Source organism: Alteromonas sp. KS69 (assembly GCF_003989595.1).
GTDB lineage: Bacteria > Pseudomonadota > Gammaproteobacteria > Enterobacterales > Alteromonadaceae > Alteromonas > Alteromonas naphthalenivorans.
This window is the reverse complement of record NZ_PYHU01000005.1, coordinates 187,877-203,085: the sequence shown is the minus strand read 5'-3', so window position 1 is coordinate 203,085 and position 15,209 is coordinate 187,877. Positions and strand designations below refer to the sequence as shown.

The 15,209-nt window shown below is 41.9% G+C and carries 14 protein-coding genes; 7 read left to right on the top strand and 7 right to left on the bottom strand.

Going from position 1 to position 15,209, the window contains the following annotated elements; all coding sequences use genetic code 11:
- Positions 1-63: 63 nt before the first annotated feature.
- The gene (locus C7Y69_RS04230; RefSeq protein WP_013784972.1) at positions 64-258 is read right to left on the bottom strand and encodes a bacterioferritin-associated ferredoxin; all 195 of its coding nucleotides are present in this window, start codon (positions 256-258) and stop codon (positions 64-66) included.
- Positions 259-509: 251 nt separating this feature from the next.
- Between C7Y69_RS04230 and C7Y69_RS04225 the strand changes: the two genes are divergently transcribed.
- A complete protein-coding gene (locus tag C7Y69_RS04225; RefSeq protein WP_013784971.1) occupies positions 510-1,115 on the top strand; it encodes a peroxiredoxin in 606 nt (201 codons plus the stop codon).
- A 178-nt stretch (positions 1,116-1,293) separates the two neighbouring features.
- Here C7Y69_RS04225 and rnt read toward each other — a convergent pair whose 3' ends face one another.
- Complete coding sequence (gene rnt / locus C7Y69_RS04220; RefSeq protein WP_126871911.1) at positions 1,294-1,950, bottom strand: ribonuclease T; 657 nt, start codon at positions 1,948-1,950, stop codon at positions 1,294-1,296.
- A 316-nt stretch (positions 1,951-2,266) separates the two neighbouring features.
- Here rnt and C7Y69_RS04215 point away from each other — a divergent pair, with 316 nt between their 5' ends.
- On the top strand, positions 2,267-3,073 hold the full coding sequence (locus C7Y69_RS04215) for a flagellar protein MotY (RefSeq protein WP_049791830.1): 807 nt from the start codon (positions 2,267-2,269) through the stop codon (positions 3,071-3,073).
- Between the two features lie 93 nt (positions 3,074-3,166).
- Here the strand turns inward: C7Y69_RS04215 and glpQ are convergent, their stop codons facing one another.
- Both glpQ and gloA read right to left on the bottom strand, forming a co-directional pair.
- The gene (gene glpQ, locus C7Y69_RS04210; RefSeq protein WP_013784968.1) at positions 3,167-4,189 is read right to left on the bottom strand and encodes a glycerophosphodiester phosphodiesterase; all 1,023 of its coding nucleotides are present in this window, start codon (positions 4,187-4,189) and stop codon (positions 3,167-3,169) included.
- Between the two features lie 50 nt (positions 4,190-4,239).
- Positions 4,240-4,626, bottom strand: coding sequence for a lactoylglutathione lyase (gene gloA / locus C7Y69_RS04205; RefSeq protein ID WP_013784967.1), 387 nt, complete (start codon positions 4,624-4,626; stop codon positions 4,240-4,242).
- Between the two features lie 555 nt (positions 4,627-5,181).
- Here gloA and C7Y69_RS04200 point away from each other — a divergent pair.
- From C7Y69_RS04200 to C7Y69_RS04185, 4 genes are all read left to right on the top strand, one after another.
- Positions 5,182-5,394, top strand: coding sequence for a cold-shock protein (locus C7Y69_RS04200; RefSeq protein WP_013784966.1), 213 nt, complete (start codon positions 5,182-5,184; stop codon positions 5,392-5,394).
- A gap of 166 nt (positions 5,395-5,560) precedes the next feature.
- Positions 5,561-5,749 (top strand): hypothetical protein, encoded by a 189-nt coding sequence (locus tag C7Y69_RS04195; RefSeq protein WP_013784965.1) that lies wholly within the window; start codon positions 5,561-5,563, stop codon positions 5,747-5,749.
- Between the two features lie 189 nt (positions 5,750-5,938).
- The gene (locus C7Y69_RS04190) at positions 5,939-7,606 is read left to right on the top strand and encodes a diguanylate cyclase (RefSeq protein ID WP_126871910.1); all 1,668 of its coding nucleotides are present in this window, start codon (positions 5,939-5,941) and stop codon (positions 7,604-7,606) included.
- 540 nt (positions 7,607-8,146) lie between these two features.
- Positions 8,147-9,343 (top strand): alpha/beta hydrolase-fold protein, encoded by a 1,197-nt coding sequence (locus C7Y69_RS04185; RefSeq protein ID WP_244360031.1) that lies wholly within the window; start codon positions 8,147-8,149, stop codon positions 9,341-9,343.
- Between the two features lie 69 nt (positions 9,344-9,412).
- On the opposite strand, the gene C7Y69_RS04180 is transcribed toward C7Y69_RS04185, so the two are convergent.
- Positions 9,413-10,813: a M20/M25/M40 family metallo-hydrolase gene (locus C7Y69_RS04180; RefSeq protein WP_063458284.1), complete on the bottom strand. Its 1,401-nt coding sequence runs from the start codon at positions 10,811-10,813 to the stop codon at positions 9,413-9,415.
- A gap of 333 nt (positions 10,814-11,146) precedes the next feature.
- Here C7Y69_RS04180 and C7Y69_RS04175 point away from each other — a divergent pair, with 333 nt between their 5' ends.
- Positions 11,147-13,225, top strand: a complete 2,079-nt coding sequence (locus C7Y69_RS04175) for a S9 family peptidase (RefSeq protein WP_013784961.1) — start codon at positions 11,147-11,149, stop codon at positions 13,223-13,225.
- 147 nt (positions 13,226-13,372) lie between these two features.
- Here the strand turns inward: C7Y69_RS04175 and C7Y69_RS04170 are convergent, their stop codons facing one another.
- Positions 13,373-14,266: an alpha/beta fold hydrolase gene (locus C7Y69_RS04170; RefSeq protein ID WP_126871909.1), complete on the bottom strand. Its 894-nt coding sequence runs from the start codon at positions 14,264-14,266 to the stop codon at positions 13,373-13,375.
- A 266-nt stretch (positions 14,267-14,532) separates the two neighbouring features.
- The gene (nth, locus tag C7Y69_RS04165) at positions 14,533-15,174 is read right to left on the bottom strand and encodes an endonuclease III (protein ID WP_126871908.1); all 642 of its coding nucleotides are present in this window, start codon (positions 15,172-15,174) and stop codon (positions 14,533-14,535) included.
- Between the last annotated feature and the right edge of the window lie 35 nt (positions 15,175-15,209).

The following is a 15,209-nucleotide window of genomic DNA, read 5'->3' as shown; positions in this document are numbered from 1 at the left end:
GATAAATTTTGGATAGAATCTAAAAAATAGAAACTAGGAAAATACCTAGGAAAAAAGAAAGGGCTAGCCTACGTTTTTAAACATAGAATCATCGATGATGGTTTGATCGATAATCTGTTGTGCCATTTGGATGCACTTGCCACACTGGGAACCAAGTTCCATATGTTCACGCAATTCACGCATGTTACCTACGCCATTACCTTGTACTGCGGCGCGTATGCTTTTATCGGTAACGCCGTAACACATACATACAAACATAAAACACTCCAAATAAGTCTGTAAATGATAATAATTGCTATTTCATTCTAATGCAAGTGAGATTTAGTCGTATTCACACTCAAGAAATCATCAAAAAGGGTGGCCGTTGGTACGATGAGTGAAAAATTAGCAGAAGTAGAGTGCGTTACCGCTTGTTATCTAAGATAAAGTACCAATAAAGAGAGTTAGAAAACGCCAAGTGAAAAGACGTTTTACTTATTATTTAGTTTTTATATAAATTGGAGATATTTATGAGTGTATTAGTTGGCCGTCCAGCGCCGGATTTTACCGCTGCTGCAGTATTAGGTTCAGGTGAAATAGTTGATTCATTTTCACTATCTGAAACCATCAAAGGCAAAAAAGCGGTACTTTTTTTCTACCCGCTAGATTTCACCTTTGTTTGCCCATCTGAACTTATTGCTTTTGATAAGCGTTTTGAAGAATTTAAAAAACGGGGCGTAGAAGTGATTGGGGTTTCTATCGATTCACAGTTTTCTCATAACGCATGGCGAAATACGCCAGTAAACGAAGGTGGCATTGGTCCAGTTCAATATACGTTAGTGGCCGACGTGAAACATGAAATTTGTCAGGCGTATGATGTTGAGCATCCAGAAGATGGCGTGGCATTTAGAGGTTCTTTCCTGATTGATGAAGAAGGCCTAGTACGTCATCAAGTGATTAACGACCTTCCGCTAGGCCGTAATGTAGACGAAATGCTTCGTATGGTCGATGCACTTGCATTCCATCAGGATCATGGCGAAGTTTGCCCAGCAGGTTGGACACAAGGTAAAGCGGGTATGGATGCTTCACCAGAAGGCGTAGCCAAGTACCTTGCAGCAGAAGCTGACAAGTTATAATAGGCCGAAAGTATCTACAAAAGCTTTAAAAGTAAGCACTCAGGCTTGTTAAATAGGCTTTATGCAAATACGTCTACCTAATACTAAAACAGCGCCATTCGGCGCTGTTTTTTATTTCTACTGAATAAATTTTAATTAGAAGCGATTGCAGCTAAGGCAGCATTTCAGACGTTGCTTATCAGCAAGGCTCATCAGGGCTGATAGGTTCACCAGCTAAGGGCCAGCCGCCCAATGCTTTGTAACGATTTACCATAAAGCAAAACAGTTCCGTGGTTTTTTGCGCATCATATAATGCGCTGTGGGCTTCTTTTTGATCAAACTCAATACCTGCCGCACGGCAGGCTTTAACCAAAACAGTTTGGCCTAACGTTAAACCGGCAAGGCTGGTGGTATCAAAAGACACAAAGGGGTGAAAAGGCGTGCGTTTGATATTACAACGAGCGATAGCCGCGTTGACGAAACTTTGGTCGAAGGTGGCGTTATGCGCCACAATCACCGAGCGCTGGCAATCCGCATCTTTTTGCGCTTTACGAATACCTTTGCACAACGACTTCATTGCTTCACTTTCTTCTATGGCACCGCGCAGGGCACAGTGAGGGTCAATGCCGTTAAACTCTAGCGCTGCAGGCTCTAAGTTCGCGTCTTCAAAAGGATCGACATGGTAATGAAAAGTTTGGTCGGGATAAATCAGACCATCTTCTTCCATTTTTACCGTTACGGCAGCAATTTCAAGTAAGGCATCGGTCCCAGCATTAAAACCGGCGGTTTCAACGTCGATAACAACAGGGAAGTAGCCCCTAAAACGATGAGGAAGGGAGTGGTGCAACTCAGACATAGTTTCTCTTAGCAGGTTCTTTGGTTACGTAACAAAGCTGTATCAACATAGAAATGCTACAAAAAGTGCTGGGATTATGGCAAGGATAACCCACGGTATCCAGCCTGAATTTCAATGTGGGGCGTTAGAAACCTGAAATGAGGGCATAATTGATGGTATTAATGGTATAGAAGGCTAAACTTTTCTACACTAAGGACGATATATTCTGTAAGCGCCTTTTCGTTAGGTATGGTTTATCAGTTGAGTGGGTATAGTTGTGAAGCGTAAATTCGGTTTACTTATTCCGTTGTTTTTTACTACGGTCGCAAGCGGTGCTATGCGTCAGTATTCTGCTACGGTAGAAACGTCTAACTGGGAAGTGGTTGATGCATCGCGTTTGCAATGTACATTGAACCATCCTTTACCCGGTTACGGCGATGCCATGTTTACAAGCGTGGCTTCTAAACGGCTTAATATGGAATTTGAGCTAGACATGCATTTATTGCCTAACCGCTTCGATGTAGCTGCTGTTTATTCTGTACCGCCAAAGTGGATGCCGGGTGTAGCGCCTAAAACCATCGCCGATATGACATTGCGCACGCAATATAACGGTGACCTTCCGCAAGACGCTGCATGGACTATGCTAAGTGAACTCGAAAAAGGCTTCTGGCCCACCATTTATTATCAAGACTGGTATAACGAATACGATAAAGTGAGTGTTGCATTAAACGCCAGTAATTTCTCGATGGTGTATCGAGACTTCGTTAAGTGTGTGTCTAACTTATTGCCTTACAACTTCGACGATATTGCCTATACGGTGTTGTCGTATCAGAAAAACAGTACCGAACTGACTAAGTATTCTCAAAAGCGCCTAACAATGATTGGGGAATACCTAAAAGAAGATAGCGACTTAGAGTTAGTATTGCTTGATGGCTATACCGATAGCTATGGCGGGCGATGGAACAACGAACAATTATCTATACGCCGAGCCAATGAAGTAAAAAGCTACTTAACTACCATAGGCGTGCCCGATGACAGAATTCAACTGACGGGGCACGGTGAGAAGCGCCATATAGCAAATAACGATACCCGAGAGTCGCGAGCGCAAAATAGAAGGGTAGTAGTGCGGTTATCTAAATCTTAGGGTTATCTAAAAACTAAGTAAAAAATATAAACAAATTTGAAAAAGCGGCTTAATGGCCGCTTTTTTGTGAAGTGAATAATATATTTGTTGTTGCTATTCGCCTTGTGCTTCAAGCCAGGCTTTTACCGGCGGCACATGGTCGGTAAATACGCCGTCTACGTTTACCACGTGTTTCAGGGTAGAAAGAAGTTGCTCTGCAGTCATACCTGGCGGTAGGGCATCTTGACGGAACGTGTAGGGATGAATAATGAAACCTTCTGAATGGGCATACTCAACCCAAGATGCGGGTATCAGTTTGCCTGTTTCCATCGCTTGGGGGTCTAGTAGTTGGCCTAACCAAGGGCCTAAACCGTCGGCATATTTAGCCACTTCTTTCATGCCTGCTTCACTTTTGATCCAATCGTAGTCTGTGGTTGATTCTCCCCAACTGTTTTCACCTATTAGCATGACCACTTTTCCCGCATAGTTTAGGTCTTTTCTAATGCGCTTTATTTCATCGAAGTCGAAACACTGCAAGTAACTGTTGGCGTCTTTATTGGCAAGATTAAATCGTGTTAGTGATGCAATCACAATCTGGCTAGCATCTACTCCTTGTTCGTTATGCCACGCTGGTGATTTTACTTCCGTATAAACCCCTACATTGGTATTGAACTCTCGATTAAGCTGAGTAATAAGCTCGTAGTGTTCTTCTAAGGTTGCCACGGTAAAATTTGCCGTATTCCCTGTATAGCGTTTTGTAAAAACTTGTTCACCCTTGCTGTTCGCTCGTTCGTGTACTTGCAGAGTACGAAGCTCAGCTAACGTGAAGTCTAAGGCGTAAAAGCGACCATCTTTACGTGCACGCTCTGGAAATACTTGCTCAACATTGGTTACTGTTTCTAAGTGTATGTCGTGCAAGACCACAGCAATCCCATCTTTAGTAATAACCGCATCTTGCTCAATAAAGTCAGGGTTCATGGCAAAAGCAAGCGTGGCGGCTTCTAATGTGTGCTCAGGCAGATAACCTGACGCGCCCCTATGAGCAATAACATCGAAGTCTTTCGCCAATAGTACTGGGCTTGCAAAAATCGAGATAGAAAGCGAGAAAGTAAGTAGAGCGTGACGAATTTTTAGCATGATAGGGCAATATCCTTATTAATAGGGCCGCTGTATTTTAAAATAGAGACTTATTGTTTTGTTTGAATAAGTTCGATGGCATAGCCATCTGGATCGCGAACAAAAGCAATGACAGTAGAGCCGCCCTTTACGGGGCCTGGCTTACGGTATACATCACAGCCATTTTGCTCTAGGTTTTCGCAGAACTGGTAGATATCATCGACTTCGATGGCAATGTGTCCGTAAGCCGTACCTTTTTCGTAAGTGTTGTCACCCCAGTTGTAAGTGAGCTCAAGTACAGTCGTATTAGTTTCTTCGCCATAACCCACGAACGCGAGTGTGTATTCATAAGCTTGGTTTTCAGACTTCCTCAATAGCTTCATGCCCATCAAGTGAGTGTAGAAGTGCAAAGATGCATCAAGATCCTCAACACGAAGCATGGTGTGTAGCATTCTCATTCGACTCTCCCCGTTCTTCTAAGAACATCATATATATCAGTTTACTATGGGTATGTGAAAGGAATGAGACACTAAAGCCCAAATACAATATAGCTGCAAGCACCTATCGGTAAACCGCTAGCAAAAAAGGACAATTAAAAGTTATACATTCCCTTATTGTCTATTTTAAGGTGACGGCGACGTTGTAGTAAATAACACAACTATTCTATCGACATACATATGTGAAATGTCTGTAGTGATTGCGCCTGCCATTGATGGTGAATGAAGGGGGAGGGCACGAGGGTTAAGGTGTGTGGGCGATTGTAATGGAAGTAATACAGTAATATGTTGCTCGATAATAGAAATAAATAGCAATATCGGTAGACTTACCTTACGGAAAGATGTACATTATGCCCGCTTTAGATAATAAAAAGCTTTTTCTACTACTGCCTTGTACCCTTTTATTCTTCAGTTTTACCGAAGTTTTAATAGATATACATTTGCGTTACTAGTAAGTTAAATCTATTGCTATCCGGTGAATTTCACCAATTACTTCAAATATATAAGGTTACAAACATGTCTGATACAGTAAACGGCACAGTTAAATGGTTCAACGAAGATAAAGGTTTTGGTTTTCTTACTCAAGACGGTGGCGGTAAAGACGTATTCGTACATTTCCGTTCAATCGCTTCTGACGGCTTCAAAACTCTTTCTGAAGGCCAAGCGGTTAGCTTCAGCGTAGAACAAGGTCAAAAAGGCCTTCAAGCTGCAAACGTTGTTGTTCTTTAAGTAGAACTTTAAAATACAACGACAAAAGGCTAAGTTTCTACTTAGCCTTTTTTAATTGTGCAGTACTAATATTTTTATTTATTTTTGGTTTGATAAGAACAGAATTTTGAAAGGAATTTTAAAACGAATAAAAAACTAGCAACATTATTATACAAAGAAAAATTATATGTCTCATACTATTAACGGCGCTTCGCTCCGTACACTTCCCCCTATTTCGACAATCTCAGTAAATAACTTCAACGTTGTTTTTACCGATAAAGAGTGTCAAAAGTCAGTTCAATTTCACAACAACAGAGATACTAAAGTATTTTTACGTTGGTTGCTTAATACTACGGTTGAAAGTATTTATGCTTAGCTAATAAGCAGGCTGAAGCAAAATTAATACTGCGTTAAGAGCTCGTGTGTCGCTATTGCCTTACAGAATATTGCGTATAAAAAAGTAAATTTCCTCTTTTATATTATGTATTCTGAGCAAGCAGGTTTATGCTTGATATAGGACAAGTAACAGTTTTGTTGCCCTTTTACCTGCAGACAAGGTTCGATTTTGCTTTCTTACTTTCATTTGGGTGTTTTTTATTTTCTCCTCATGCTGGTGGTAGTCCCCGCATTTGGTCAGGAACCTATATCAGTCGGTGATGATAAGCGTATAATCGCTGATGCTAATGTGTGGCACGAATTAGATTACTCTTTTGATACATCAAATCTCGAATCAAAAAATAAGCTAGCAATTTTAAAAGAGGCTTATGAATACGCCGCGGTTGTGCCATCACTGGGTGGGAAGTCGGGAAGTTACTTTACCAAAGTAGTCTTAGATATTTCACAAAAAGGGCAGTACTTTGTTGTCGTTAATGCCAACTTCATTGATGTTGGTTTAGCTTCATATTCGTCGCCTGTTCAGCCTGAACTTAGCACTCAAGTCTTCTCTCAACTTCTTGATGACAGCTCGCCGCCGGTGCTTCATTTTCAAGCCGTGACGGTGCAAACCGTTATGGCAAATGAGCGAGTAGAATTATGGCTGTTTATTAAGGCCAAGCAGTTTCCTACGCCAGTTTCCATTACTGTGTTAGACAGTACAGAGTTTTATCGTTTCCAAAAATTTAATAACGGTATTTCCATAGCTGGCATTACCACCATGTTCATTTTGTCCTTGCTGGCCTTGCTCATCTATTCTGGGACGAGGAAAAGAGTAGCATTAACCTGTGCAGGCTATTTGGGTATTCACGCTATTGGCTGGATGGCAGCTTCTGGAATGCTAGGTGATATCGTTCATTTCCCATTCAATACCAGTTATTGGGGAATGCTACTTTTTCCTTTCGCTATTGCCTGTGCTGCTCAGTTTGTCTCAGATTTATTTGAGTGCAAAACCGACCACAAAAAGTTGTTCAAATTTCTTAACACTTTGAGTCTAGTAAGCGTTGTATTAGGCGTTGGCATGTGGTTTATGCCATTTTCTATCGCATATTTACTATCTCACTTATTGGCTATGTTCTGGATAGTGGTGACCATAGCGGTGGGTGTGAGCATGATTAGACAGCAAGATTTCCGCGCGAAATATTTTTTGGCAGGCAATCTACTCTACAGTGCATCACTTGGCTACTACATTGCTGCTCACAGCCAGTATTTCGGTGAGCTAGCGTACCCCGAATCTGTTGTTATATTTGCATTGTCGCTAGATTGCTTATGTATTTTGTTGTGCTTAACTGAGTGGTTTAAATTAAAGCAAAAGGAGTTCAATCGAAACCAGTACTTATCGCGCATAGACTCAATGACTCAGCTTGGTAACAGATTCTCTCTAACAGAATGCATTGAAGCCTTAGATGACTACTACGTTATTATTTTCATCGATTTAGATGGTTTAAAGGCCATTAACGATAAACACGGTCATGATGAAGGCGACAAACTTATTATTAAGGCTGCGAGCCTATTGCAACAATCGTTTTACTTTTTGGGAGATATCTTCCGCTCAGGAGGCGATGAGTTTGTAGGGGTATTGCAAGCCGATTCGACCAGAGAAACCCGAAACGTGGCTGATAGCGCCTTATCAATAGTATCGAATGTTTCAATGGAGCTTAGCAAGCAATGGAGTGATGCGGGCGTTAGCTTTGGGATTGCAACAAGCCTTGAGACTAAGGTGCCTTCAGAATGTATATCGTTGGCAGATAAACGTATGTATCAACACAAAGCTAAATCGAAGCATCCGCGCTCTGGCTAGGCGCTTAGTGAAAAGGCTTTTTGTAAGAGTTCTTAATAAGGGCTCAGTGGAAACGCTTAGCCTCTGTAAATAATATGACTTCGCTTTTAGTTTCAGTGCCAACTATTTAAACCGCCAAGCGTGGAGAGCCAAGCTTTATCGTATTAGGTGTTGAACTCAGTAAAAATTACGCATTTCACCATCACAGTGAACATTATCAAGGTTTCTTTGAAGCTTTACGGTGATGCTGAGCGTAAAAAAAAGCGGCTATCATCAAGGCCAAGGGCAGTAAAAAGATTAATTCAGGTCTCATGCTCAACACCCACTGTTTTGTTCACTTAATAGATAGATCAATGATTAATCATGTATTTGCAAGTGGCTCAAGCGTCCAGCCCGCTCAAATGAAAAGTCGCTCGCCTGGGGGGATCGGCTCTCATTTCTGTCTTCCTATGGCGCCTTTTTCCACATCCTTGTTCGCCTCCTTTTCCGACCCCGTTGATTTTGTGGTAACGTAATTAAATCGCACAATTTATCATAACGCATTAAAAGGACTTAACTTTCATGGCGCTGCAGCGAATAAAGGTACTATGTTTTTTTCTACTATCAATCAGCCCAATCTCCTATGGGCAAGATGCTTCTGTAGAAGATGAAACACAAAGCTTCAGTTACACCCTAATTACCGAAAAGCTAACATCGAAGGTATTATCAGAAGAGCGCACTGTGGTTGTTCAACTCCCTAAAAGCTATGCTGAAAACCCAGATAAAAAATACCCTATTATTTACCGTCTTGATGGCGCTACTACGCTCGTCATGTTGAATGCGGTTCTTGAAAGTTTGCAATCTCAGCGGGCGGCGCCAGAAGTTATTGTGGTGGCAATCGAAAACACCGACCGTCTTCGGGATTTATACCCTAACGTAAATAAAGACCCCAGTGGTCCCGTGGGTTATGGCGGCGGAGGTGCTAAGTTTTTACAATTTATCACTTCAGAATTGATGCCGATGGTGGAAAGTAAATATCGGGTGCATGATTTTCGAGTTATTGCAGGTGCATCGGCTGCAGGCGCTTTCTCATTGTATGCAATGCAGCAAGCGCCTGAATTGTTCAATGCTGCCTTAACTTACAGTGCTGCGGTATGGTGGGCACATGGCGCAACGGCAAAGACTACGGTTGAGTTCATAAAGAATAATAAAAAGCTCGATCATTACCTTTATACCGCTATTGGCAACGAAGGTGCGCCCATGCGCCCTTATTACGATGCGATGATTTCAGATATCCGTAAAAACAAGCCGGTGGGGCTACGGTGGCATAACGATGTATTCAATGACGTACCTCATAACCTTGTGACCAATGCAGCAAGCTTTAAAGCGTATTACAGTTTATTTTACTCAGAGTATATGCGCCCGAAAGACTATGATGGTGATTTGAGTTCGATTGAAAAGTATTACGAAGTGGTATCACAGCAACGAGGCGAGAAAATCGAAGCGGCGGAATGGGTAATAAGAGAATTAGGTTATCACTTCGTGACAGAACAAGATTTCGATGAAGCTATAAAGCTATTTCAGTACGGTATTGAACGTTATCCCAATTCGCCTGATGCATACAATGGTCTTGCCTATGGCTACGAGCAGTCAGGCCAGTTTGAAAAAGCACTGGAGCAGGTGAATAAGGCATTAGCGCTAGCTTCATCGGATTACGATGGCTATGACGTTTACGTGGGTAGACGGGAACGGTTATTGAACAAGCTGGGTGAGAGTTAAAGCGCAAATGTAAACGGGCAGGAGAGTTGCTCAGTTGTACTAGCTCAGTCCTAGCCCGCTTATGCCATCTTAAGGCTTTAATGCCACATCTGAATCAGCAATTAAATATATACTTGCTGCATAAGCGGCAATATTTTGCGCTAATTCATTGGGATCAATCTTATCAAGCGTATCATCAGGCGTATGATGTAAATCGAAGTAATCCTGTCCATTTTGGTTTAATCGAATGGTCGGTACACCTTTTTTAGCCAAGGGAATGATGTCAGGACCACCGCCGGGAACATCTGATCCTCCTCTCACTATGCCAAGAGGGGACAATATTTTTCCTACTTCATCCATCAGCAAGGTAGCTTCTGGATTGACGTTTGATACTAACTGCCAAATGGTTTGCGCACCAAAGTCAGATTCGGTTGCCAAAACATGGTTTTGTAGGTTCGCATCATGTTGTTTCGCATAGGCGAATGCACCAAGTAAACCCACTTCTTCTGCACCAAACATTACCACCCGAATGGTGCGCTTGGGGCGAGTCGGTAAATTAGCAATCAACGCGGCAGCTGCGGTAGTGATGGCAACGCCTGCGCCATCGTCAACCGCGCCAGTGCCTAAATCCCAGCTGTCTAGATGGCCACCAATAAGTACGATTTCTTCAGGCTTCTCACTTCCCACTAAATCGAGAACAACATTTCCGCTTTTCACTTCGCCTTTCCATTTTGATTCTGAATGCAGTGAAAGACTTATAGGCTTGCTTAATCCATGTAAGCGGCGAAGGTGATCAGCGTCAGGATTTGAGATAGCGATAACTGGAATATCTGCCCATTTGTCACCGTCTTTACTCATCATCCCTGAGTGTGGGAATCGATGTGAGTCTGAACCGACAGAGCGAACCACCAATGCGCTAGCGCCACCACGCTGCGCATGTTGCCAGCCAATTCTTCGACGTTGATTGGCTTGGCCATAACCTGCGCCGGTTTGGCTTTTAACCATTTTGTCGCCATCGACAAAAGCAATTTTTCCGCTAAGGCTGCCATCCTTAACATCTGATAATGCGTGAATATCTCTAAAATATACTACATCGGCATCAATACTCTCTTTTGATGGAGCGCCACCACCTAAAGCAGTACCGTATAAATCCTGCTGGTAGGGCGAGGTTAGCGATATGTGTAGATGCCCTCTATCCCAAAAAGGCATCGTAAATGGTTCGATACTGACGTTGTCGAATCCCAAACGTTCGCCTAACTTTACCCCCCAGTCTCTCGCGCGTTTCTCAGCTTCAGAGCCTCCCAATCGAGGGCCTATTTCTGTTGTCAGCGATGTCACGATGTCCATACCTAAGTCACTTTTCAGCGCAGTTTCTATAAGGTCGTTCGCAGTTTGTTTTTGTTCGTTTGTTATCACATTAGAAGCTGCCAGTAGCGGAAAACTAAAAAAAGCTACAATAGCGGTAAAAGTGAGGCGTCTAAGTTGATGCATGTGTTCTCCATTAATACTGTTATTTGGGCCGAATTCTTATAGTAACTGCAACGTACCCCAAAATTGTTTTTTATTATTTAAGCGCTCTTTTCTAGTTTTAACGGTTTAGGCCGTAAAGTAATGCGAATTTGCTCGCGTAGAAGATGTTGCCGTTTACAGCTACAGTCTCTTAGCTAAAAGAAGAAAACCCTGAGCGCGACCAGAATATGAAATTCAACCTATAAATACTACTTTTTACATCAAAGGTAAGGTATTTCTACTGTTATATAAGCTATGTTAGACCTTCAATAGTCATTCTATTTATCGAATTAAAACAATTAGAGCAAACGAGCCATGAATAAGAGATGTTTAAGCAAGTCGGCGTTAACACTAGTCATAAGCACATTATTAACTGCCCATTCGGTTTTGGCAGACGAATCTGCAAGTAATACTTTGTCTTTAAAAGACGTATTTAATCTTGAGTATGCTACAAACCCAGTGGTAACACCTGATGGCAAACATGTTGTGTACGAGCGTCGTAGCATGGATATTATGACTGATTCAATGCGACGGAATCTGTGGACAATAGCCTTAGATGGAAGTGCTCATCTGCCTATTCTCTCTGACAGTAAAAACCACTTTAATCCTGTGTTTTCACCTGATGGCGCTAAAATGGCTTACCTTTCAAGTAAAGAAGGTAAGGTTCAAGTTTATCTAAAAGATTTAGCATCAAATAGCACAACTCGCGTAACTGATGTCGCAATGCGCCCGAGCGGTATGAGTTTTTCACCAGACGGTAAATATTTAGCTTTTGCTATGTTTACACCCACTAAAGCCAAACCGTTATTTAATTTAGATTTTAAGCCTAAAGGCGCTAAGTGGGCAGAAACCCCACAGTATATCGACCAAACCAATTTCCAACGAGACGGCATGGGAATGAAACGCCCCGGCAACATGCAAATATATGTTGTGCCAACCATTGGCGGAACGCCAAGACAAATTACTTCTGGGGAACATGACCACGCCGGTACCATAGCATGGTCTGACAATGGTCAACAGATCATTATCTCTGCTAACACCAGCGACGAAGCTGATTTCGATATGCTTAATAGCGATCTGTTTAGCATTGATGTAAAAACGTCAAAGGTGACTAGATTAACTGATATGAGTGGCCCTGAACGAAGCCCTCATTTAAGCCCTAACGGTAATAAAATTGCCTTTGTTGGTAATGAAGATAATGGAAAATCAAATCAGCTAAGCCATTTATATGTAATGAATTCAGACGGCACGGGCATCGAAAACCTGACTAGTGAGCTAGACCGCTCTGTCGGTGCAATTAAGTGGGCTGACAACGGTAAAGGGGTATATTTTAGTTATGATGATATGGGTAAGAAAAGTGTCGCCTATGTTAGTTTGTCAGGTAAAATTTCAACGAAAACAAGTGATTTAGGTGGCACTAGTTTAGGTAGGCCGTACACATCGGGCGATTACGATGTAACCCCTAAAGGTAGCGTTGTTTATACCGCTTCAATGGGCGATCGCCCTGCTGATCTTGCAATAGTGACCAGTAAAGGGAAGGTTAAACAACTGACTGACTTAAATGGTGATGTGTTTGATCACAAAACAGTGAATAAACCAGAGTTGGTGGAACTAAAAAGCAGTGTAGATAATAGAGACTTACAAGCTTGGTTGGTTACCCCTCCTAACTTTGACCCTAAGAAAAAATACCCGCTAATTTTAGAAATACATGGCGGGCCTCACACTGCGTATGGCCCCAGTTACTCAACAGAAATACAATTAATGGCTGCTGCTGGTTATGTTGTTTTATATGGCAACCCTCGTGGGTCTACTTCTCAAGGTGAAGAGTTCGCTAGTTTAATTGATAAAAATTATCCATCACAAGATTATGACGACCTTATGGATATGGTGGATGCCGCTATTGCCAAAGGTTATGTGGATGAGTCTAACTTATTTGTTACTGGCGGTTCTGGCGGGGGGACACTGACCTCTTGGATCATCGGAAAGACCGACCGTTTCAAAGCCTCTGTAGTGGCGAAACCCGTTATAAACTGGACAAGTATGATTGGTACATCTGATATCTATGCGTATATGAGCAAGTATTGGTTTACAGACTTACCTTGGAACGATTACGAGCAATATTGGAACCGTTCGCCGTTATCATTAGTGGGCAATGTAACAACGCCTACCATGGTGCTCACCGGTGAATTAGATGTACGTACTCCTATGTCTGAAAGCGAACAATATTATGGTGCATTACGCTTACAAAGTGTAGATAGCGCACTGGTGCGTATTCAAGGGGCTTATCATGGTATTGCAGCTAAACCTTCTAACTTAGCACGTAAAGTTGGATATATTTTAGCGTGGTTTGACAAGTACAAAGACGACACGAACAGTGAAAAGAAAGAAGACTAGAGATTAGTTTTCTTTAGAAGTAAAGCTTAAAAATAAAAGCCCTACATACTGTTTTAGTATTAGGGCTTTTTACTTTTTAAATGCCGTTAATTTGGCTAAGCATTTGTTGCAAATAAGCTATCTTTTACTAACCGTTTTATTGCTTATTTAATGTTTATTTAAAAAGCTTAAAATATCTTTAGATACACGTTTCACATCTTCCACCATAGGCATATGGCCAAGATCTTCATAAATAAGTGTGTTTGAATTGAGCATCAATTTCCAGTGGGTAAAATCGTCTACCGGTAACAGCTTATCGTTAAGCCCCCATATCAGCATCGACTCAGGATAATCGAAACGGTAATCACGAGAGTAAAAATCCCGCAAGTTGAAAAATTGATGGAACATGTGGGTATATTGCGCTCGCTTATTAATATATTCCCATGCGAGTGCGCGCAAAATAAACTTTGGGATAAATGGTGGTTTAGCCATGATTAAATCATAGAATTTAAAAAAACCCTGTTCAACTTCATGTTCAAAAGGATTTAATTTATTGTCTATCATATTCTGAGCAAATGGTGACTTAGCGCCTGCTGGGTCGATCAATACTGCTTTTTCAATTCGCTTAGGCATTTCATCAAATAGTTTAGCCGCCATCATTCCGCCCATAGAATTACCCACTATGCTGAAGTGCTTAATGTTTAATTGATCTAATAGTGCCAATAACATCTGGCATTGGCTGGGAACAGAATAATCATCATCGGGGTGGTAAGCAGTTTGGCCATGGCCTTTAAGGTCAGGAATAACTAGGTGATATTGAGAAGAGAATCTTTTGGCAAAACGATTCCACACATACTTATCAGCACTGAAACCGTGTATAAGTACCAGCACAGGCTTGTCGCTAGAAAAGTGTTTTGTATTGCTATGGTAAAACACTTCAAGCCCATCAATTGAGCGGCTGTCACAATACAATCTTGCTAACTTAGCTTCTGTACGATTAACAAAATCAAAGATTAATCGACTCAATAGCATACGACGCAGCTTAGTCGATAAAATAATCATCAATCCTACAATAACAGCAGTAATCAATAAAACGATGATAAATAATTCCTAATGATTTCTATATTGGCTTACAACGATGTGCAGACTTTTGCTTTTAGATAGGAGTTTAATTGGAATCTAATGCGTTGACTAGTAACACTATTCGGACGGAGAATTTTCTAACAGGCGGTTAGTATTGCGATAGACGCTTTTGGCAAGTAACTCTTCGCAGGGCGGCAGCTAGCTCTTAGTTAGCTGCCGCTAGCAGGTTAAGCCCCTTGTTTAAGTTACTCAGCATATTCAGTTTTATCTTTAAATTCACACAAGTCTTCAATAATGCAGCTTCCACAACGAGGTTTGCGGGCAATGCAGGTATAGCGGCCGTGAAGAATTAACCAGTGGTGAACGTCTACCTTAAATTCTGCTGGCACTACTTTTAGTAGCTTCTCTTCCACTTTCTCAACGGTTTTACCCATAGCAAGTTTAGTGCGGTTACTTACGCGATAAATGTGGGTGTCTACAGCGATGGTAGGCCAGCCAAACGCGGTATTCAGTACTACGTTAGCCGTTTTACGGCCAACGCCAGGCAGAGCTTCTAAGGCTTCTCGGCTTTCGGGTACTTCACCATCGTACTTTTCAACCAAAATTTCACTAAGGCGATGTACATTTTTGGCTTTTGAGTTAAACAAGCCGATGGTTTTTATATATTCTTTTAACCCGTCTTCACCAAGAGCAGCAATCGCATGGGCTGTATTGGCAACGGGAAAAAGTTTGTCCGTGGCTTTGTTTATGCCAACATCGGTAGATTGCGCCGATAAAGTGACCGCGACCAACAGCTCAAAGGGCGTGGAGAAATTAAGCTCAGTGGTAGGGTGGGGGTTATCGTCCCGAAGTCGGGTTAAGATTTCACGTCTTTTTGTGTTATTCATTTTTATTTAGCTCGTTCTTTTTCCACTCGGGCTTT